Origin of the sequence: Paenibacillus sp. FSL H7-0323, from assembly GCF_038002725.1 — a bacterium.
Taxonomy (GTDB): domain Bacteria; phylum Bacillota; class Bacilli; order Paenibacillales; family Paenibacillaceae; genus Paenibacillus_AQ; species Paenibacillus_AQ odorifer.
Genome location: NZ_JBBODB010000001.1, coordinates 3,996,861 through 4,015,778 on the forward strand (window position 1 = coordinate 3,996,861; position 18,918 = coordinate 4,015,778).

An 18,918-nucleotide genomic window follows, 5' to 3' on the forward strand; every position below is an offset into this window, starting at 1 on the left:
TAAAATGGCTGGGGATATAGGATTCGAACCTATGAGTGACGGAGTCAAAGTCCGTTGCCTTACCGCTTGGCTAATCCCCAATAACATTTTAAAGTAAAATGGGGCGACTGATGGGTCTCGAACCCACGAATGCCGGAACCACAATCCGGTGCGTTAACCCCTTCGCCACAGTCGCCATATTAAGTTGATATTGTTGCCATTATTCATTTTAAAGTAAATGGGGCGGCCGATGGGTCTCGAACCCACGAATGCCGGAACCACAATCCGGTGCGTTAACCCCTTCGCCACGGCCGCCATATTAAACTTTAGAAAGAACTTGGCAGGGGCAGCAGGAATTGAACCCACACCAACGGTTTTGGAGACCGTTGTTCTACCTTTAAACTATGCCCCTAAAAACTGGTGGAGGATGATGGATTCGAACCACCGAACACTCACGTGAGCAGATTTACAGTCTGATGCGTTTGGCCACTTCGCTAATCCTCCAAGGATGGTGCCGGCGAGAGGACTTGAACCCCCAACCTACTGATTACAAGTCAGTTGCTCTACCAATTGAGCTACACCGGCATGGCACTCATTCTTTTGTGATGATAAATGGTGGCTCGGGACGGAATCGAACCGCCGACACGAGGATTTTCAGTCCTCTGCTCTACCGACTGAGCTACCGAGCCATGATGAAAATGGCGGAACCGACGGGATTCGAACCCGCGATCTCCTGCGTGACAGGCAGGCATGTTAGGCCAACTACACCACGGTTCCAAAAGATATAATTGCTTAAGTTAATTGGTTGCGGGGGCAGGATTTGAACCTGCGGCCTTCGGGTTATGAGCCCGACGAGCTACCGGGCTGCTCCACCCCGCGTCAGTAAGAAAGTGTTATGGTGGAGGCTGAGGGGATCGAACCCCCGACCCTCTGCTTGTAAGGCAGATGCTCTCCCAGCTGAGCTAAGCCTCCATAAACAACAATTGTTATTGTACCAAAGTCCACTAGGATAAATCAAGTGAAAATTTGGTGACCCGTATGGGATTCGAACCCATGTTACCTCCGTGAAAGGGAGGTGTCTTAACCCCTTGACCAACGGGCCATACTAATTAAAAATTTGTGGCGGAGAGAGAGGGATTCGAACCCTCGAGACGCTTGTGGCGCCTACACGATTTCCAATCGTGCTCCTTCGGCCAAACTCGGACACCTCTCCATATGGCTCCCCGAACAGGACTCGAACCTGTGACAACTCGATTAACAGTCGAGTGCTCTACCAACTGAGCTATCAGGGAATATTCATACCAGGCTTGATGCCTGAAAACTGAATCCGAAACGAATTTGCATTCTAAGTATAGGATAAGCCCTCGACCGATTAGTATTGGTCAGCTCCATGCATTGCTGCACTTCCACCTCCAACCTATCTACCTCGTCGTCTTCAAGGGGTCTTACTAATTGGGAAATCTCATCTTGAGGGGGGCTTCACGCTTAGATGCTTTCAGCGCTTATCCCGTCCGTACGTAGCTACCCAGCCATGCTCCTGGCGGAACAACTGGTGCACCAGCGGTACGTCCATCCCGGTCCTCTCGTACTAAGGACAGCTCCTCTCAAATTTCCTGCGCCCACGACAGATAGGGACCGAACTGTCTCACGACGTTCTGAACCCAGCTCGCGTACCGCTTTAATGGGCGAACAGCCCAACCCTTGGGACCTACTTCAGCCCCAGGATGCGATGAGCCGACATCGAGGTGCCAAACCTCCCCGTCGATGTGGACTCTTGGGGGAGATAAGCCTGTTATCCCCAGGGTAGCTTTTATCCGTTGAGCGATGGCCCTTCCATGCGGTACCACCGGATCACTAAGTCCGACTTTCGTCCCTGCTCGACTTGTAGGTCTCGCAGTCAAGCTCCCTTATGCCTTTGCACTCTGCGAATGATTTCCAACCATTCTGAGGGAACCTTGGAACGCCTCCGTTACTCTTTAGGAGGCGACCGCCCCAGTCAAACTGCCCGCCTGACACGGTCCCCGTACCCGGTAAGGGTACTAGGTTAGAACCTAGATACGATCAGGGTGGTATCCCAACGGCGCCTCCACCGAAGCTTGCGCTCCGATTTCTACGGCTCCCACCTATCCTGTACAGATCGTACCCAAATTCAATATCAAGCTGCAGTAAAGCTCCATGGGGTCTTTCCGTCTTGTCGCGGGTAACCTGCATCTTCACAGGTATTAAAATTTCACCGGATCTCTCGTTGAGACAGCGCCCAAGTCGTTACGCCATTCGTGCGGGTCAGAATTTACCTGACAAGGAATTTCGCTACCTTAGGACCGTTATAGTTACGGCCGCCGTTTACTGGGGCTTCGGTTCATAGCTTCGGGTTACCCCTAACCACTCCCCTTAACCTTCCAGCACCGGGCAGGCGTCAGCCCGTATACTTCGCCTTGCGGCTTCGCACAGACCTGTGTTTTTGCTAAACAGTCGCTTGGGCCTTTTCACTGCGGCCCCCTCGTGCTATTCACACTACCGGGGCACCCCTTCTCCCGAAGTTACGGGGTCATTTTGCCGAGTTCCTTAACGAGAGTTCTTCCGCGCGCCTTAGAATTCTCTTCTCGCCTACCTGTGTCGGTTTGCGGTACGGGCACCTTCTCCTGGCTAGAGGCTTTTCTTGGCAGTGTGAGATCATGACCTTCGCTACTATAATTTTCGCTCCCCATCACAGCCTAGCCTTAACGATGTGCGGATTTGCCTACACATCAGCCTCACTGCTTAGACGGACATCCATCAGTCCGCGTCACTACCCTCCTGCGTCACCCCATCGCTCATAGCGGATTACGGTGGTACAGTAATTTCAAACTGTTGTCCTTCGACTACGCCTTTCGGCCTCGCCTTAGGTCCCGACTTACCCTGAGCGGACGAGCCTTCCTCAGGAAACCTTGGGCTTTCGGCGGATCAGATTCTCACTGATCTTTTCGTTACTCATACCGGCATTCTCACTTGTGTAGTGTCCAGCGCTCTTTTCAGTACACCTTCAACCCCTACACAACGCTCCCCTACCCCAGATACATAGTATCTAGCCATAGCTTCGGTGGTGTGTTTAGCCCCGTTACATTTTCGGCGCAGAGTCACTCGACCAGTGAGCTATTACGCACTCTTTCAATGGTGGCTGCTTCTAAGCCAACATCCTGGTTGTCTGTGCAACTCCACATCCTTTCCCACTTAACACACACTTGGGGACCTTAGCTGATGGTCTGGGCTGTTTCCCTTTTGACAATGGATCTTAGCACTCACTGTCTGACTCCCGGCAATAAGTATATGGCATTCGGAGTTTGACTGAGCTTGGTAATCCTTGCGGACCCCGCACCCAATCAGTGCTCTACCTCCACTACTCTTATACCGAGGCTAGCCCTAAAGCTATTTCGGGGAGAACCAGCTATCTCCGAGTTCGATTGGAATTTCTCCGCTACCCCCACCTCATCCCCGCACTTTTCAACGTACGTGGGTTCGGGCCTCCAGTGCGTGTTACCGCACCTTCACCCTGGACAGGGGTAGATCACACGGTTTCGGGTCTACGTCCACATACTAATTCGCCCTATTCAGACTCGCTTTCGCTGCGGCTCCACCTTCTCGGCTTAACCTTGCATGTTAAACGTAACTCGCCGGTTCATTCTACAAAAGGCACGCCATCACCCATTAATAGGGCTCTGACTTTTTGTAAGCACACGGTTTCAGGTTCTATTTCACTCCCCTTCCGGGGTGCTTTTCACCTTTCCCTCACGGTACTGTTTCACTATCGGTCGCCAGGTAGTATTTAGCCTTAGCAGATGGTCCTGCTGGATTCATACGGGGTTTCACGTGCCCCGCACTACTCGGGATCCGTCTCGGAGAGAACACAGTTTAGGTTACAGGGCTTTTACCTCTATCGCGGGCCTTTCCAGACCTCTTCACCTACCATATTCCTTTGTAACTCCATGTGAGACGTCCCACAACCCCTAAGAGCAAGCTCTTAGGTTTAGGCTGTTCCGCGTTCGCTCGCCGCTACTGACGGAATCACTATTGTTTTCTCTTCCTCAGGGTACTTAGATGTTTCAGTTCCCCTGGTCTGCCTCTACACACCCTATGTATTCAGGTATGAGTAACTGCGAATTACCACAGCTGGGTTTCCCCATTCGGACACCCCCGGATCAAAGCTTGCTTACAGCTCCCCGAGGCAGTTTCGTTGTTCGCCACGTCCTTCGTCGGCTCCTGGCGCCTAGGCATCCTCCGTGTGCTCTTATTAGCTTAACCTTGATTCTTCCGAAGAAAAATCTCACTAATAACATTTACTTGTTTACACAAGTTGCTAAAAGATGTTCTAAAACGCAAATTCGTTTCGGTATCCAGTTTTCAAGGATCAAGTCTTACTTGAGAGCTTAAACTCTCAAAACTGAGCAACGAGTGAGTAACAGGCCTAAACCTGAGTTTTGGAAGCTGAGCTTCCGATTTGAATGTTCTCATTGCAGAGAACGATTCTCCATAGAAAGGAGGTGATCCAGCCGCACCTTCCGATACGGCTACCTTGTTACGACTTCACCCCAATCATCTACCCCACCTTCGGCGGCTGGCTCCCTTGCGGGTTACCCCACCGACTTCGGGTGTTGTAAACTCTCGTGGTGTGACGGGCGGTGTGTACAAGACCCGGGAACGTATTCACCGCGGCATGCTGATCCGCGATTACTAGCAATTCCGACTTCATGCAGGCGAGTTGCAGCCTGCAATCCGAACTGAGACCGGCTTTGATGGGATTGGCTCCACCTCGCGGCTTCGCTTCCCGTTGTACCGGCCATTGTAGTACGTGTGTAGCCCAGGTCATAAGGGGCATGATGATTTGACGTCATCCCCACCTTCCTCCGGTTTGTCACCGGCAGTCACTCTAGAGTGCCCAGCATTACCTGCTGGCAACTAAAGTTAAGGGTTGCGCTCGTTGCGGGACTTAACCCAACATCTCACGACACGAGCTGACGACAACCATGCACCACCTGTCTCCTCTGTCCCGAAGGCCGCTGCTATCTCTAGCAGATTCAGAGGGATGTCAAGACCTGGTAAGGTTCTTCGCGTTGCTTCGAATTAAACCACATACTCCACTGCTTGTGCGGGTCCCCGTCAATTCCTTTGAGTTTCAGTCTTGCGACCGTACTCCCCAGGCGGAGTGCTTACTGTGTTAACTTCGGCACCAAGGGTATCGAAACCCCTAACACCTAGCACTCATCGTTTACGGCGTGGACTACCAGGGTATCTAATCCTGTTTGCTCCCCACGCTTTCGCGCCTCAGCGTCAGTTACAGCCCAGAAAGTCGCCTTCGCCACTGGTGTTCCTCCACATATCTACGCATTTCACCGCTACACGTGGAATTCCACTTTCCTCTTCTGTACTCAAGCCACCCAGTTTCCAGTGCGACCTCAGGTTGAGCCCAAGGTTTAAACACCAGACTTAAATAGCCGCCTGCGCGCGCTTTACGCCCAATAATTCCGGACAACGCTTGCCCCCTACGTATTACCGCGGCTGCTGGCACGTAGTTAGCCGGGGCTTTCTTCTCAGGTACCGTCACTCCGGTAGCAGTTACTCTACCGGACGTTCTTCCCTGGCAACAGAGCTTTACGATCCGAAAACCTTCATCACTCACGCGGCGTTGCTCCGTCAGGCTTTCGCCCATTGCGGAAGATTCCCTACTGCTGCCTCCCGTAGGAGTCTGGGCCGTGTCTCAGTCCCAGTGTGGCCGTTCACCCTCTCAGGTCGGCTACGCATCGTCGCCTTGGTGGGCCGTTACCCCACCAACTAGCTAATGCGCCGCAGGCCCATCCCTCAGTGACAGATTGCTCCGTCTTTCATTCTTCTCTCAGGAGAAAAAAGAAATTATCCGGTATTAGCTACCGTTTCCGGTAGTTATCCCAGTCTGAAGGGCAGGTTGCCTACGTGTTACTCACCCGTCCGCCGCTAAGTTACTTTGAAAGCAAGCTTTCAAAGTAACTCCGCTCGACTTGCATGTATTAGGCACGCCGCCAGCGTTCGTCCTGAGCCAGGATCAAACTCTCCAATTAGTATTGAAAAGAGCGATATGCTCATTTTGAAACATCTGACGAGAAAATTAATTCTCTAATTTTGGATTTCACTTACGTGATTTCCTACTCACTCGTTGTTCAGTTTTCAAAGATCAAGCTGTTCATTTCGTCGATGCGTTGTTCAGCAGCGACCTTTATAATATATCACAGCGTCCTCGTTTTAGTCAACCTTTTTTTTAATTTCTTTTTTTGGTTGTCTTTCGAATGTTTTCGAAAGCACATCTCTGTGTCAGAGGGACGAGTTATAATTTAACACATGAACAAGGAAAGAGTCAACCATTAATTTTTCTGAATAAATATGAGCGTTTCATATTAGTAAACAAACAAAAAGAGAGTGCTCAGCCTCTCCCTATCCTTGCTCATCTCTCTATAATTAAACATCTTCTGCTGTATCTAATTCATCTCTATAATGTATAGCGGATCGCATGCCCTTCTCCCTCGTGAACATCAGCCCAAGATGTAATCTCTCGGATTAGCGAACGAGAAACCAGCTTTCGTAAAACAAGGGGTAGTTCAGACTCTAATTGACTCAGACCTGAATGCTGCAGTAATTCTTTAATGCTCCATGCTTCCTTACGGCTATTCAAAATATTAAAGAGCAATAGACAACAGTCCGTCATTTTGGACATAATCCCAAATTCACATGCAAGAAGCACAAGCTCCACACGTTGCTCTAAGGTCTCAGTACTGACCGTTAACTCCTCATAAAGTTTATGAACGGAGGTATTCATGCTTTTAACCTGCTCCCAAATAGCTGGCTCGGGGAAAGCACCCACTTCACTCACTTCTATTCTTGCCCAATGATATAAGGCTATCAATACACAGTTGTAAGCATCCATAATAAAGCCAGCCTCTATATAGCGCTTGGATTTCACATACATATGCAAAAAGCGAGCAAACTCCATAAATGCGACCCGTTCCTTAATCGGTCCTTCAAATTGTAATATCTCGCGGCGCATTTCCTCGAGTATTCCCTTGGGGTCCCAGATCACTTCCCCCCTCATCAAACTGATAAGAAGTTCGTTATTATCCCCTGCCATAACAGCCTGCTCCAAAGCAAAAAGGCCGATATGGACTGACTGGGTCCGTTGGTCACCGGCAATGGTATGGCGAACAATATGCTCTCTATCCTGTTCTTCATGCAATACTAACACTACCATATCAAAATCTTGAAGAAGTGCGCTTTGAAACGGAATATCCCCATTCTGCCGCAAAACGACCGCTCCTAAAACATTCTCATCAAACGTTTCTCCACTCAACAAAGTTACATTGGACAATTCCATGCTTCCCTCCATTAAATTTGGCGATTTTGCGTCCAGTCAGTTATAATTCAGTTATAATTATTATTCTACATATGAAAGACAGTTCCTTCTGGACAACCCAACTATATTTAGTTAGGAGCAAACACTCATGAAGTTTAAAACGGCTAAGATCAACGCTTTTCGCACATGGGGATTACTGCTCACAATGCTCGGAATGGGACTTATGGTTTTGGGTACAGCGGGCATCGTGTTTTGGGGCTCAACCGGAAAAGTATTCGCTGGAATCGGTCTTGTAATCGGTTTAATCTCAATGATGGCAAGTCTTGCAATCTATTTCTGGGCTGGGATGCTGTCAACTAGCGCAGTCCAACTGGAATGCCCTGAATGTCACAAGCTGACCAAAATGCTGGGCAAAACAGACCGCTGTATGTTCTGCCATACCATCCTTACTATGGATCCAGCTGAGGCCAATATTACTGCGGAACAACTTAAGAGTCAGCAGCTTAATCAATAAAACACATCTTACAGAAGCTTATTACTAGCGATTTATAATGCAATCAAACATTTGCTTAATACAACAAAGGGGCCCCTATATTGGGAGCCCCTTTGTTTATTATGAATGAAATAATAATTACTTATGAATCCCTTGTAATGCCTCCCACGCAGACGGATTACTAAAGCTGCGATTCCATGAACCGATGCCACCAAGCCCTAAAGACTTAGCAAGCTCAACTCTAGCTTTTAAAGAAACTTTGTCTTCGATCCATATTTTTTTAAGAGCGCCATCCTCCTTATACTCAACGTAATTCTGCCCTGCTGTCTTATCAAAGGTTGGGGTCAGCTTCTTCTCTTTAATAATTTTTTCAACGGCATTCATACTAACCGATTTAGAGCTTACTTTGGTCTTGCCATCCACCTGGGTCTCAGTCCAGATTCTAGTATACAGTGGAATCCCTAGAATCAGCTTCTCAGGCGGCACATCGTCTTCCTCTATGATCCGGCTTAACGAGCTTTCTACCCACGGCAGAGACGCAACAGAGCCCGCTACAGGACTAGCAGCCCAATGCTCGTCATAAGCCATAACAATAAGATAATCAACTACTGAATTAAGAGCTCTACGATCAAGGAATGCTGACCACATCTCACTGTTAGATTTAGGGGTTACGTCTATGGAGACGATTAAGTTTTTGGCTTGAGCCATAGGTTTTAGCTCTCGCATAAATTGTGTAACATTCTCCCCGTCTTTCGTATATACATTCTCAAAGTCAATATTAATTCCATCCAGCTTATATAAATCTGAATACTCGAGGATCTGTACGATCGCGTTCATCCGCTTCTCATAGCTCGACAATGCCTCAGTGGTTATGTCTGGTTCAAAGCTATTGCTGAGCAGCCCCCATACTTCCAAACCGCGCTCATGGGCCCACTGCACATACGCACTATCAGCCTGACTGCGCACATTCCCGTCACCATCTATGATACTGAACCAAGTCGGGCTAGCCACGTTAACGCCCGGAAGCTCACCGAATGTACTTGGGTCAGGTTTGCGTTGATAAACAGCTTCCCAATACAAATTCACTGACTTCCCTTTCCAGCTTCGTTCTGCCCGTGAGGGAGTGGTGCTTTTGGGTTCCACTGTCTTTTGACCGTCTGAGATAATATCACTGGCCTTGGTATAACCCGCATAACCGCTGCTTAACTGCACATACAGCCAGTCCTCATTTTCCTTATTCCAAATACTCACGATGGCACCTGGGGACATATCGGCCACGATGGGTGCGTGAATCGACGCTTCGCTGCGAAGAGCGACTGTCTTATCACCTGCTTCACCTTTCACTTTCCCCAGCGGTACAGTCTCCCCTGCTGTCATTAACAGCACAGCCCCGGTAGTCGTATCCTCTTGAATCTCAAACCCATACAGGTCTTCTAAAACATCCGCAGGAAGATAAGTTATCTTTTCCTTAACTTCAGGTGCCAGCCGCAGCTGCAGCGGACGATTGTTCAGACTAGCATCGGTTTTATCCTCTTGCATATATAGAAGTTCACTTTCCGTTGATAGGATGACCGATTTAGTCTTTTCTTCATAACGAATAGATGAGTCCACATGTTCCTGCAGTAATGGTAGAGGTAAAAGCATGCTATCACCGGTCCCTGAGGTGGAATATCCTGTTAGCTCTCCTTTTACGAAGATAGGATGTTCTAGGCCTTTCCAGTCTGGATCGATGTGCTGGCGATTTGGCAATACAAAAAACACAACCCAATAAGCTGCTGCCGCAATGAGCAAAAGTCCAAAAAAGCGTCGGAAAAGACCTCCGCGCTTTTTGACGCGTTTCTGTCTATATCTTCTGTCCAAAATATATCCTCCAAATATTAGATGATTTTAAGTTAAGTCTAACAATACGATTATAACATCCACTTGGTTCCGGATAACCAGTATAAGTTAGTCATTTTCACTATATTTTGTTATTTTGAAAAAAAATAAAAACGTGAGTCCTCCGCTTTCGGATTTCACACGTTTATTGTGTAGCTTGGCTATACGCCCTTAAGTACAGTAGTATTCTGTCTTATTGTTGCTTCTCTCTGCAACATTTGCAAACTCCATGCAATTCCATACGCAAACCCGTAATTTTGAAGCCCGTTTCCTGCTCTGCATGTATCTCTACATCATGAAGCGAAGGATAACTAAAATCTTCAATCTTACCGCATAGCTGACAGATGACATGATAATGATCAGATACATTGGCATCAAAACGACTGGAACTATCCCCGTAGGTCAACTCGCGAACCATGCCGGCTTCCATAAACATCTTGAGATTATTATATACAGTTGCTACGCTCATGCTCGGAAATTTCGGCTCTAGCGCCCGGTATATATCGTCAGCTGTAGGATGATTCATTGCTTCCATCAAATACGTAAGAATCGCATGACGCTGGGGCGTTATACGGACACCTGTTGTCTTTAATTGTTCCAGTGCATGTTGTACTCCACTCCCCATTACTGTCACCGCCTTTTGAATTTAAAAATAAAAGAAATACTTCTTAAGATTGTAAGACCGATTTTTCAATATTGTCAACGAAGTCTATACATTATATTTATTATTATATAAGAAAAATTACTTTTTTCAATATTTCCTAACATTTAGATTGCTATTTCCTTCAACATGAAGCTTGAACTCGCCGGTCCCCACTTCACCTGATACTTTTTTCTTATCAATTGTAAGTTCAGGCAAATCTGAAGTAATATCACCATATCCACTGGATCCATTCACTGTATAGTTGCTTAACATCGGTAAATACAATTGAATGTCACCAACTGCGCTATAAATGTCCCAATCTCCAGCGACATCAGAAGAGCGAACATCAATGGTACCATTTAGAGATTCGGCATGTAGCTTGGATCTGGCTCCATCCACCTCTAAATTACCGTTTTTGGTAGTAATATCGATATCATTGCTATTTCCGATCGCACTAATATTGCCGACAGCCGTCGATAATTTCAAAGCACCGGTAACATCCCAAGCATTCATATTGCCTCCGCTCGTTGTTAAATCAACGCTGCCTTGAACAGATCTGGCACGGACAGCTCCATTCAGTGTTTTTCCCTTAACATTACCAAAGATACGATGAAGGATCAGCTCTCCATTCCCCGTTTCCAGAGAAATGTCTTCAATGGCTTCTACATTCTGCAACGTGATCCCGCCATTCATAGTGCGAACATCGAGATTAAAGCGGCGATCCTCCGGCAAGTAAATATCTAAATCCATGCGTGGCTGGCGTTTACCGGATTCTCCATAGGCCTTGCTATTCGAGGTGATTTTTATGTTGGGCCCTTCAACAACGTCCACAAAGGACTGTTCTGATATAGCTTCAGCCATCGGCCCATCCAACTGATCTACCCAAACTGTCGTTGTAATTTGAATATCATCCACCGGAGCACGGTGTAATAAAATATCACCATTAATACTATCAATAGATATTTTTGCTGTATTTAATTCCACCGGAACAATTAGCGGGGCTTTCTGATATTTGCTGCCTTTAGCCTCACCATAGTCCACTGCTGCTGCCGTCAGGTTTAGACTGACATTTTTCCATAGATATAAATAATGTTCTTGCTCTGCAACAATAAATACACTCGCAGCTAGCAATATAGCAGATAAAAGCCCACGTAAATCCAATCTGATTCTGGTTCCCTTGGCTGAACGGTTAGAGAAGATAAACATCAGCAGGAACTCAATCCCCCATAACACCGGGATGACTGGCCACCACTTCAAGAGCAGAAGCATATAGTCAGTTCCCTCTCTCCAATCCAAAAACAAAGGAACAGAAATAGCTATCAGTAATACAGAAGCCGTATATCTTCCCACGCGCCGCTTGCGAGGTTCATTGTCTTTACGCTGCACAACTGCTCTGGCAATTTCTCTAGCTCCTATAAATAAGCCACCGCATACTAAAATGACAGACACGGCCATTTCGGCATAATGTTCAATAAAGAACTGGAGCCATGTTGGTTTCTGCCGGAACAGAATAAGCAGGGCGCCCCCTAAGAGCAATAAGAGTCCAAAGGATATCCCAGGCTCGCTGACGATACTACGACGTTTAGGAGCCTCGTTTGCTTTGGTCACAGAAATAGCAAGATCATGATCCTCTGGGAAGCGAAGAAGCCTGTCCGCTGATTGCAATACGTCATACACGTTATAAAAATAGATCACTGGAATAATGAGCGCAAGTAAAATAAGCAGTGGAACATTGATCTGCATCCCGATGGATGAGAAATACAATAAAGCTGAGATATCCAAAAGAATTAGAAAGATGAAGGTGATCCCTTTTCGGAGAAGTCCAAAATACAAATGCCCCGTCCCAGGGATGAGTGCTGCCAGCAGTCCAGCAATAAATTTACGTTTGCGGTGGCGCCGCTTCGGACGCGGAGGAATAATCCTCTTCTGTATCTCATTTTCCTTAGTCTCTATATCAACAGAACCTTGCAGTTCTTCCTGCTCTGGGAGCATTGCAGAGTCATGTTTCATTTTGGACTCCTCCTTTCGTAAATAGTTGTCTATGAATATCTTTTTTCAAAGCGAACCACTCCGATGAAATTCAATCAATTCAACTCCTGGAGCGACTTCCTCCACACCGGTAGGCAGAAAACCATGTTTACTGTACAACGAAACGGCAGGTGTATTCTTTTTGCCTGTCGACACAATGAATTGCTCCATCCCTGCAAAATGCTCAAATACATATTCCAAAAGATGGCTAGCGATACCTCTACGAAAAAAGTCCGGCCCCACCATCATTCGTGTAATCGTCAATTTTCCAGGAGATTCTTCCTCTACAGCAACAGCACCCATTAGTTCCTCATCTTTATCGAAGCAGCCATAAAAACCCTCTTTAGAGCTGCTGAGCATTTCTCTCGTCTCCATCAGAGGTGGTATTTCACGAAAGCCTATAAGTTCAGCTTCCAGTCTATAGGCCTTATGCTGAAGACTCCATAATTCATTAACGGTGCTTTCATCCTGCAGATTTAGCTTGTTAATTGTATTCATCCTAACCAGTCCCCTTATATGCCGCTAAGGGCCTGCCGTTGCCGACAAGCCCTTAGCTTATTACATAAGTATATTACCCCAATTATAAACGCCTCTGGCGTCCTTTTACAGACGACAAGCGTTTAGCTGCTCAATACCTCGATGAGAAGTTTATTAGCAAGACCCGGATTCGCCTTACCTTTACTTTCTTTCATGACTTGTCCGACCAGGAAGCCGATTGCTTTCTGTTTACCCGCTTTATAATCTTCCACTGATTGCGGATTGGCGGCTACGACTGCTTCCACTATCCCTTTAATGGCACCTTCATCGCTGATCTGCACTAGACCTTTTTCCTCAACGATAACAGCTGGCAGTTTACCGCTCTCTAGCATTTCTTTAAATACTGTTTTAGCGATTTTGCTGCTGATGGTTCCGGCTGCAATCAGCCCGATCATCTCGCCTAGCCCTTGTGGTGTAATTTGTACCTGCGACAACTCCAGATTATTACCATTCAAATAGGCAAGCAAGTCACCCATAATCCAGTTAGCTACAGCCTTGGCATCCTGCGTATAGGCAAGACACCCTTCGAAAAAGTCCGCTAACAGTTTAGAGGATGTAATGACGCCTGCATCATAAGCTGTCAGGCCCAGTTCCTCGCTATAACGTGCTTTCCGAGCATCCGGAAGTTCTGGAATCGTTGAACGAATGGATTCTTTCCAAGCATCATCAATATGCAGAACGATCAAGTCCGGGTCCGGGAAGTAACGATAATCATGCGCTTCTTCTTTCCCGCGCATCGATAATGTTTTCCCTTGTGCTTCATCCCAGCGGCGAGTCTCCTGCACAACAACTCCACCATCATCCAGGATCTCAGCCTGACGATATTGTTCATACTCCAGTCCACGCAATACACCGCGGAAGGAGTTCATGTTCTTAAGCTCTGCTCTAATGCCGAATTCCTCTTGTCCTTCTGGGCGTAGACTGATGTTCGCGTCACAGCGCATCGATCCTTCTTCCATCTTGACATCGGATACGTCACAATACTGCATAATCGCACGGATTTTCTCCAGATAAGCACGAGCTTCCTCAGGGGAGCGCAGATCAGGTTCGGATACGATTTCGATAAGCGGTGTTCCCACCCGGTTAAAATCGACTAGCGAGGCAAAACCGCCATCTACGTGCGTAAGCTTACCTGCATCCTCTTCCAAATGAAGACGAGTAATGCCGATCCGTTTGGTCTCTCCGTTAACTTCAATGTCGATCCAACCGTTCAGGCCGATAGGCTGATCAAATTGTGAAATCTGATAAGCTTTTGGTGAATCCGGGTAAAAATAGTTCTTGCGGTCGAATTTGCTAACATCACCAATGGTGCAATTCAGCGCCATCGCTGCTTTCATAGCGTATTCTACCGCTTGTTTGTTGAGCACTGGCAATACGCCGGGGTGACCCAAGCAGACAGGACAGGTATGAGTGTTAGGTGGGGCTCCAAATTCAGTGGAGCATCCGCAAAAGATTTTGGAGTTGGTATGAAGCTCTACGTGAACTTCCAAGCCGATGACCGTTTCGTATTTAGACATAAGTAATCCCATTCCCTCCTTTACTACAGCTGTGGACGCTGCTTGTGATGATCTGTATTTTGTTCAAAAGCATGAGCGACACGCAAAATCGTGCTCTCGTCAAATTCCTTACCGATAATTTGCAGACCTACAGGCATGCCTTCCGCAAAACCACAAGGAACACTCACGGCCGGAATACCCGCCAAGCTTACAGGAATCGTGAGAATATCGTTCAGATACATGGTCAGCGGATCTTCAGTCTGTGAACCCAATTTGAATGCTGTCGTTGGTGCTGTTGGGCCGATGACCACATCATATTTTTTAAAGATGTCATCAAAGTCCTGTTTAATCAAAGTACGCACCTTTTGTGCTTTTAAATAGTAAGCATCGTAATACCCGGAGCTGAGTGCATAAGTACCCAACATAATACGACGTTTAACCTCAGGGCCAAAGCCGCGGCTGCGGGAATTAAGATATAGATCAAGCAATCCTCCGCCTTCATCTACACGTGCGCCATAACGCACACCGTCAAAACGCGCGAGGTTAGATGAAGCTTCCGAAGAGGACAGCAAATAATAAGCTGCTACTGCGTATTCCGTATGTGGTAATGAAACTTCCTCCCAGACAGCACCCATTCCTTCCAGCACTTTAAGTGCAGACAAAACTGTCTCACGCACAGAAGCATCGACACCTGCTCCCAGGTATTCCTTAGGAACAGCAATGCGAAGTCCGGAAACATCACCAGTAAGTGAACTCAAATAATCAGGAATTTCTACTTTAGCCGAAGTAGAGTCTTGGGCATCATAACCAGCAATTGCTTGAAGCACATAGGCAGAATCCTCTACATTACGTGTTAATGGTCCAATCTGATCTAGTGAGGAGGCAAAGGCTACCAGCCCGTAACGTGATACAAGACCGTAAGTAGGTTTGAGACCTACAACACCACAATAGGAAGCTGGCTGGCGGATGGAACCCCCAGTATCCGAACCTAGTGAGAAGAACACTTCGCCCGCAGCTACTGCTGCTGCAGATCCGCCACTGGAACCGCCGGGCACACGCTCTAAATCCCAAGGATTGCGTACAGGACCAAAGCTTGAGTTCTCATTAGATCCGCCCATTGCGAATTCATCCATATTTAATTTACCGATCGTTACGGCATCTGCTTGCTGCAGTTTAGAAGCTACAGTAGCGTTATAAATCGGCTGGAAGTCGCTCAAAAATTGGCTGGCACAAGTTGTGCGCAGGCCTTTAGTTACAATATTATCCTTGATTCCAGCAGGAAGACCAAACAGCAACCCACGTGCTGCTCCGGATGCCAGTTTGTCGTCCAAAGCGCGTGCAGTGCTACGAGCGCCCTCCTCATTCAAGGTCAAAAATGCATTTACGTTCTTATCCCGCTCAGCGATAATCGCCAGCGATTCTTCAGTCAGTTCACTGACCGATACCTCTTTAGCAGTTAACATGCGGTGTACTTCAGGCAATCGATTTTGAAACAGGCTCAAGATTCTTCCCCCTTTCTAATTATGTAGTTATTCCAAAACAGCTGGAACCTTGAAATGTCCGTCTTCATCATCTGGAGCGTTAAGAAGTGCTTCCTCTTGCGTAAGGCTATCCTTCACAACATCCTCCCGCATTACATTGCTGACTTGCAGCACATGCGTGGTCGGCTTTACATTCTCCGTATCTAGCTCATTTAATTTCTCGGCATATTGTAAAATAGCATTCATTTGTTCTGTAAAGGTTGCCTCTTCTTCCGGGCTCAGCTGCAGACGAGCCAGCTTGGCCACATGCTGCACATCTTTAACGGTAATGCTCATAAGAAAAATCCCTCCTGTTTAAAGGGCTAAAGCGCCCGGATAACGTTTTTAATTATATTGTAGAAGCTTGGACAATTCAATGATGGGCTGTAAAACAAACGCTCCTTTATCAAAGTGAAGGGGATTCCTACACATTTTAAAGGAGCGTATCGTTAGTATATTCATAGAGAAGGGTTTTGACAGTCAGTGATTTCACAGCATTTAGCAGCGGTATGACAAAACAAAAAAGCCGGCTTGCGCCGGCCTTCCTTAAATCCAAGCTCGAAGATTCACTTGTTTGATGAAATCCGCTTGGGACATGCTTTCGCTTGACGTTGATTCCGTCTCTTCTATATCCATATCTTCACCGTTCATCAAATGATGGAACAGCTTCTCATTGTACGTGGACAAAGCATAATCAATCAACGCTTCATGCGTTGCTCTCTCAGCCTCAGCTACTAATAAATGTTCTTCCGCCTCAATGTCCTCAGCCGGAACATAAAAGTTCCTATTAGCCTCTGGTACACGAATAACATAGTCAAACGCATTATCGGGATTGCGGTCGTAAGCAATTAGGTAGCCGTATTCCCCGATAGGAAGACTCTGCTCGAAAGCGTCCGCAACAATGACAATCTTCTCTCCTAAACGCAGCATCGCCCTACCTCCTAACCCCAAAATCTTTCAAGATTTTGCTTGTTTCAACAGTCTACTAAAAAAAGATAGAACTGTCTAGTTGAAGGCTGGCCGATCCTACAAATTCTATGAAAATATACTATATTTAATAAAAATATAACTTATGGTTCAAGCGGGTAAGTTATTCTTCCTTGTCAAAAGTGCAGCACCCACTAAACAAATCAAGATCAAAATAGCTGCTGAAAGATAGGGTCCAACCCTGAAGCCTTCTCCAGCCATAAGAATTCCAGCCGATAACCCGGAAAGACCCGCAGGTGCCCATTCAAACCATGAAGGCAATAAGCTTTGGCCTAATGATAATCCTGCCATTAGCGCCAATGCTAAAAAGGCGGCAACTGGAGATTTTAAAAATCCACTAAACAACAACGTAGCTGAGACAGCACATAACAGCCACAATCCATATACTCCAGAAGCTGCGATGACATCTCCCCAAGATAGTGAACCAATCAACTGCTCCGTGTAGTAAGCCGCCCCCGCTGCACCTAATCCTAGAGCAACGATCAACAGGGTCAGCTGCGCTGCCCATTTAGCGAACACTATTGCGGCTGGAGAAACCGGCCTTACCAGAATTAATTCCATAGTTCCGCTATAGCGCTCACCGGCTAAAACATTCATCGCGCCAAGCGCCAATACTAACATTCCGATCGTTCCGTACTGTCCCAGAGATTGCGCCATCACAGCTGCGGCACTCGGTATTTCATACCCCTCTAGCAGACCTGGGGGAACATCACCTGAAGCTTTTAATATTTCCGGCAAATAATAAGTAGTTAACGGCTGCATAATACCTAATAGGATAAAAACGACAGGTATCCAGATTAACTTATAACTGCGAGCCATTTCGAGCATTTCTTTGCGATAAAGGACCCAGGCGCTTCTCATACTCCCACCACCTTCATAAATAAATCCTCTAACGTGGAAGAACCCGCTTCAAATTGCAGTAATGGAATTTCGAGCTGCGCCGCTTCTTGCAGAATCGTCCATCGGGCCATGTCTACATCGTTCACATTAAAAATTGCCTGATCTCCGAACAACTGAGTCTCTAGTACAAACGGTTTGGCAGCAAGAGACTCCAGCCACTGAATAGCTTTTTCTTGCTTCTCTGTACGTAAACGAATAACAGGAAGGCTGTATTGTGTACGCAGCTGTGATAAAGACCCCTTCTCAGCAATCAAGCCCTGATTCATTAAAATAATATCATCGCAAATTTCTTCTGCATCATGCAGCACATGTGTAGAAAAAACTACAGTTGTCTCTTCACGTATCTCCCGCAGCAGTCCCATTACTTCTCTGCGGCCAATCGGATCAAGTGCAGATACAGGCTCATCAAGCAACAGCAGACGAGGCCGGTGCACAAGCGCCTGAGCCAGACCCAGCCGCTGCTTCATCCCACCGGAGTATCCACCAATCCGGCGACGAGCATCACCTTTAAGCCCTACACGCTCAAGCGATTCCAATGCCCTGCTGGTTGCGTCTTTAGTTCCCATTCCACTAAGCTTTGCAGCGAAAACAACATATTCATGTCCAGTCATCCACCCATAAAAAGCTGGGGACTGTGGCACATATCCTAATCCTCTGCGATATTCGGCTCCAGGACGGCTCCCCTCAAATGAAATCATTCCAGAGGTGGGTTCTAGCAGCCCTGCCAGCATACGAAGTGTGGTCGTTTTCCCAGCACCGTTAGGCCCCAGTAAAGCGACGCACCGTTCTTTCTCAATTTCAAAGCTTATATCATTTACGGAAATATGCGCCCCATAGCTTTTGCGCAAATTCTTAACTTGAAGGAGTGACATCAGACATCTTTCCTTCCTATTGTGAAATAAGCTACGCTGCCTAATATATTTCCGCAAATAATGATAATAATCCACATCCATTTTGGACCACGAACGTTATCCGCTTTGGCCAGAGATATCAGACCAATAATAGCAAGCAAAGCCTGCAGAATAATTAACGGCATGATTAAACCCCATTTTACCTCTTCCATGAAGTACCACTCCTTGTAATAGGATGAAAGGAACGAGCTTCTT

At 46.9% G+C, this 18,918-nt stretch carries 13 protein-coding genes, 13 tRNA genes and 2 rRNA genes; 1 reads left to right on the forward strand and 27 read right to left on the reverse strand.

The window, feature by feature from the left end; all coding sequences use genetic code 11:
- Positions 1 to 5 precede the first annotated feature (5 nt).
- The 16 genes from MHH89_RS18040 to MHH89_RS18115 all read right to left on the reverse strand — a co-directional run bounded on the left by MHH89_RS18040 (position 6) and on the right by MHH89_RS18115 (position 7,351).
- Positions 6 to 80 (reverse strand) — tRNA-Gln (locus MHH89_RS18040).
- A gap of 19 nt (positions 81 to 99) precedes the next feature.
- A tRNA-His gene (locus MHH89_RS18045) sits at positions 100 to 175 on the reverse strand.
- 43 nt (positions 176 to 218) lie between these two features.
- Positions 219 to 294 (reverse strand) — tRNA-His (locus tag MHH89_RS18050).
- Positions 295 to 317: 23 nt separating this feature from the next.
- Positions 318 to 391: transfer RNA gene (locus MHH89_RS18055), tRNA-Trp, on the reverse strand.
- A gap of 6 nt (positions 392 to 397) precedes the next feature.
- Positions 398 to 483: transfer RNA gene (locus MHH89_RS18060), tRNA-Tyr, on the reverse strand.
- A gap of 5 nt (positions 484 to 488) precedes the next feature.
- Positions 489 to 564: transfer RNA gene (locus MHH89_RS18065), tRNA-Thr, on the reverse strand.
- Positions 565 to 592: 28 nt separating this feature from the next.
- A tRNA-Phe gene (locus MHH89_RS18070) sits at positions 593 to 668 on the reverse strand.
- A 10-nt stretch (positions 669 to 678) separates the two neighbouring features.
- Positions 679 to 756: transfer RNA gene (locus MHH89_RS18075), tRNA-Asp, on the reverse strand.
- Between the two features lie 25 nt (positions 757 to 781).
- Positions 782 to 858 (reverse strand) — tRNA-Met (locus MHH89_RS18080).
- A 17-nt stretch (positions 859 to 875) separates the two neighbouring features.
- Positions 876 to 951 (reverse strand) — tRNA-Val (locus MHH89_RS18085).
- Between the two features lie 55 nt (positions 952 to 1,006).
- Positions 1,007 to 1,081 (reverse strand) — tRNA-Glu (locus MHH89_RS18090).
- Positions 1,082 to 1,099: 18 nt separating this feature from the next.
- Positions 1,100 to 1,192 (reverse strand) — tRNA-Ser (locus MHH89_RS18095).
- A 3-nt stretch (positions 1,193 to 1,195) separates the two neighbouring features.
- Positions 1,196 to 1,271, reverse strand: a tRNA-Asn gene (locus MHH89_RS18100).
- Between the two features lie 60 nt (positions 1,272 to 1,331).
- Positions 1,332 to 4,257: ribosomal RNA gene (locus tag MHH89_RS18105) — 23S ribosomal RNA — on the reverse strand.
- A 232-nt stretch (positions 4,258 to 4,489) separates the two neighbouring features.
- Positions 4,490 to 6,047: ribosomal RNA gene (locus MHH89_RS18110) — 16S ribosomal RNA — on the reverse strand.
- The 16S and 23S rRNA genes sit together here with 13 tRNA genes alongside, the layout of an rRNA operon.
- A 425-nt stretch (positions 6,048 to 6,472) precedes the next feature.
- Positions 6,473 to 7,351: a nucleotidyltransferase-like protein gene (locus MHH89_RS18115; protein WP_076128632.1), complete on the reverse strand. Its 879-nt coding sequence runs from the start codon at positions 7,349 to 7,351 to the stop codon at positions 6,473 to 6,475.
- Positions 7,352 to 7,478: 127 nt separating this feature from the next.
- Here MHH89_RS18115 and MHH89_RS18120 point away from each other — a divergent pair, with 127 nt between their 5' ends.
- A complete protein-coding gene (locus MHH89_RS18120) occupies positions 7,479 to 7,844 on the forward strand; it encodes a DUF2614 family zinc ribbon-containing protein (protein ID WP_036680151.1) in 366 nt (121 codons plus the stop codon).
- A gap of 117 nt (positions 7,845 to 7,961) precedes the next feature.
- Here MHH89_RS18120 and MHH89_RS18125 read toward each other — a convergent pair whose 3' ends face one another.
- The 11 genes from MHH89_RS18125 to MHH89_RS18175 form a co-directional block, all read right to left on the reverse strand.
- A complete protein-coding gene (locus MHH89_RS18125) occupies positions 7,962 to 9,683 on the reverse strand; it encodes a glycosyl hydrolase family 18 protein (protein WP_341087771.1) in 1,722 nt (573 codons plus the stop codon).
- Positions 9,684 to 9,894: 211 nt separating this feature from the next.
- Positions 9,895 to 10,326: a peroxide-responsive transcriptional repressor PerR gene (perR, locus tag MHH89_RS18130; protein ID WP_036680160.1), complete on the reverse strand. Its 432-nt coding sequence runs from the start codon at positions 10,324 to 10,326 to the stop codon at positions 9,895 to 9,897.
- Between the two features lie 126 nt (positions 10,327 to 10,452).
- Positions 10,453 to 12,354, reverse strand: a complete 1,902-nt coding sequence (locus MHH89_RS18135; RefSeq protein ID WP_254849011.1) for a DUF4097 family beta strand repeat-containing protein — start codon at positions 12,352 to 12,354, stop codon at positions 10,453 to 10,455.
- 45 nt (positions 12,355 to 12,399) lie between these two features.
- Positions 12,400 to 12,870, reverse strand: coding sequence for a GNAT family N-acetyltransferase (locus MHH89_RS18140; RefSeq protein WP_076146333.1), 471 nt, complete (start codon positions 12,868 to 12,870; stop codon positions 12,400 to 12,402).
- Between the two features lie 122 nt (positions 12,871 to 12,992).
- Positions 12,993 to 14,438 (reverse strand): Asp-tRNA(Asn)/Glu-tRNA(Gln) amidotransferase subunit GatB, encoded by a 1,446-nt coding sequence (gatB, locus tag MHH89_RS18145; protein ID WP_036680163.1) that lies wholly within the window; start codon positions 14,436 to 14,438, stop codon positions 12,993 to 12,995.
- Positions 14,439 to 14,449: 11 nt separating this feature from the next.
- A complete protein-coding gene (gene gatA / locus MHH89_RS18150) occupies positions 14,450 to 15,907 on the reverse strand; it encodes an Asp-tRNA(Asn)/Glu-tRNA(Gln) amidotransferase subunit GatA (protein ID WP_076128638.1) in 1,458 nt (485 codons plus the stop codon).
- 27 nt (positions 15,908 to 15,934) lie between these two features.
- Positions 15,935 to 16,222, reverse strand: a complete 288-nt coding sequence (gatC, locus tag MHH89_RS18155; protein ID WP_036680166.1) for an Asp-tRNA(Asn)/Glu-tRNA(Gln) amidotransferase subunit GatC — start codon at positions 16,220 to 16,222, stop codon at positions 15,935 to 15,937.
- A gap of 249 nt (positions 16,223 to 16,471) precedes the next feature.
- A complete protein-coding gene (locus MHH89_RS18160; protein ID WP_036680170.1) occupies positions 16,472 to 16,855 on the reverse strand; it encodes a hypothetical protein in 384 nt (127 codons plus the stop codon).
- A 147-nt stretch (positions 16,856 to 17,002) separates the two neighbouring features.
- Complete coding sequence (locus MHH89_RS18165) at positions 17,003 to 17,773, reverse strand: ABC transporter permease subunit (RefSeq protein ID WP_076128640.1); 771 nt, start codon at positions 17,771 to 17,773, stop codon at positions 17,003 to 17,005.
- Complete coding sequence (locus MHH89_RS18170) at positions 17,770 to 18,684, reverse strand: ABC transporter ATP-binding protein (protein WP_076128642.1); 915 nt, start codon at positions 18,682 to 18,684, stop codon at positions 17,770 to 17,772. Before MHH89_RS18170 ends, MHH89_RS18165 begins: the two co-directional genes overlap by 4 nt.
- Entirely contained in the window at positions 18,684 to 18,875 is a 192-nt protein-coding gene (locus MHH89_RS18175) for a PLDc N-terminal domain-containing protein (protein ID WP_036680175.1), read from the reverse strand. The genes MHH89_RS18170 and MHH89_RS18175 overlap by 1 nt, the downstream gene beginning before the upstream one ends.
- Positions 18,876 to 18,918: the final 43 nt, after the last annotated feature.

Coding starts and splice junctions, on each gene's coding strand:
- MHH89_RS18165 (WP_076128640.1), bottom strand. CDS start 17,773: ATGAGAAGCGCCTGGGTCCTTTATCGCAAAGAAATGCTCGAAATGGCT.
- gatC (WP_036680166.1), bottom strand. CDS start 16,222: ATGAGCATTACCGTTAAAGATGTGCAGCATGTGGCCAAGCTGGCTCGT.
- MHH89_RS18175 (WP_036680175.1), bottom strand. CDS start 18,875: ATGGAAGAGGTAAAATGGGGTTTAATCATGCCGTTAATTATTCTGCAG.
- perR (WP_036680160.1), bottom strand. CDS start 10,326: ATGGGGAGTGGAGTACAACATGCACTGGAACAATTAAAGACAACAGGT.
- MHH89_RS18135 (WP_254849011.1), bottom strand. CDS start 12,354: ATGAAACATGACTCTGCAATGCTCCCAGAGCAGGAAGAACTGCAAGGT.
- MHH89_RS18140 (WP_076146333.1), bottom strand. CDS start 12,870: ATGAATACAATTAACAAGCTAAATCTGCAGGATGAAAGCACCGTTAAT.
- MHH89_RS18115 (WP_076128632.1), bottom strand. CDS start 7,351: ATGGAATTGTCCAATGTAACTTTGTTGAGTGGAGAAACGTTTGATGAG.
- MHH89_RS18120 (WP_036680151.1), top strand. CDS start 7,479: ATGAAGTTTAAAACGGCTAAGATCAACGCTTTTCGCACATGGGGATTA.
- MHH89_RS18170 (WP_076128642.1), bottom strand. CDS start 18,684: ATGTCACTCCTTCAAGTTAAGAATTTGCGCAAAAGCTATGGGGCGCAT.
- gatB (WP_036680163.1), bottom strand. CDS start 14,438: ATGGGATTACTTATGTCTAAATACGAAACGGTCATCGGCTTGGAAGTT.
- MHH89_RS18160 (WP_036680170.1), bottom strand. CDS start 16,855: ATGCTGCGTTTAGGAGAGAAGATTGTCATTGTTGCGGACGCTTTCGAG.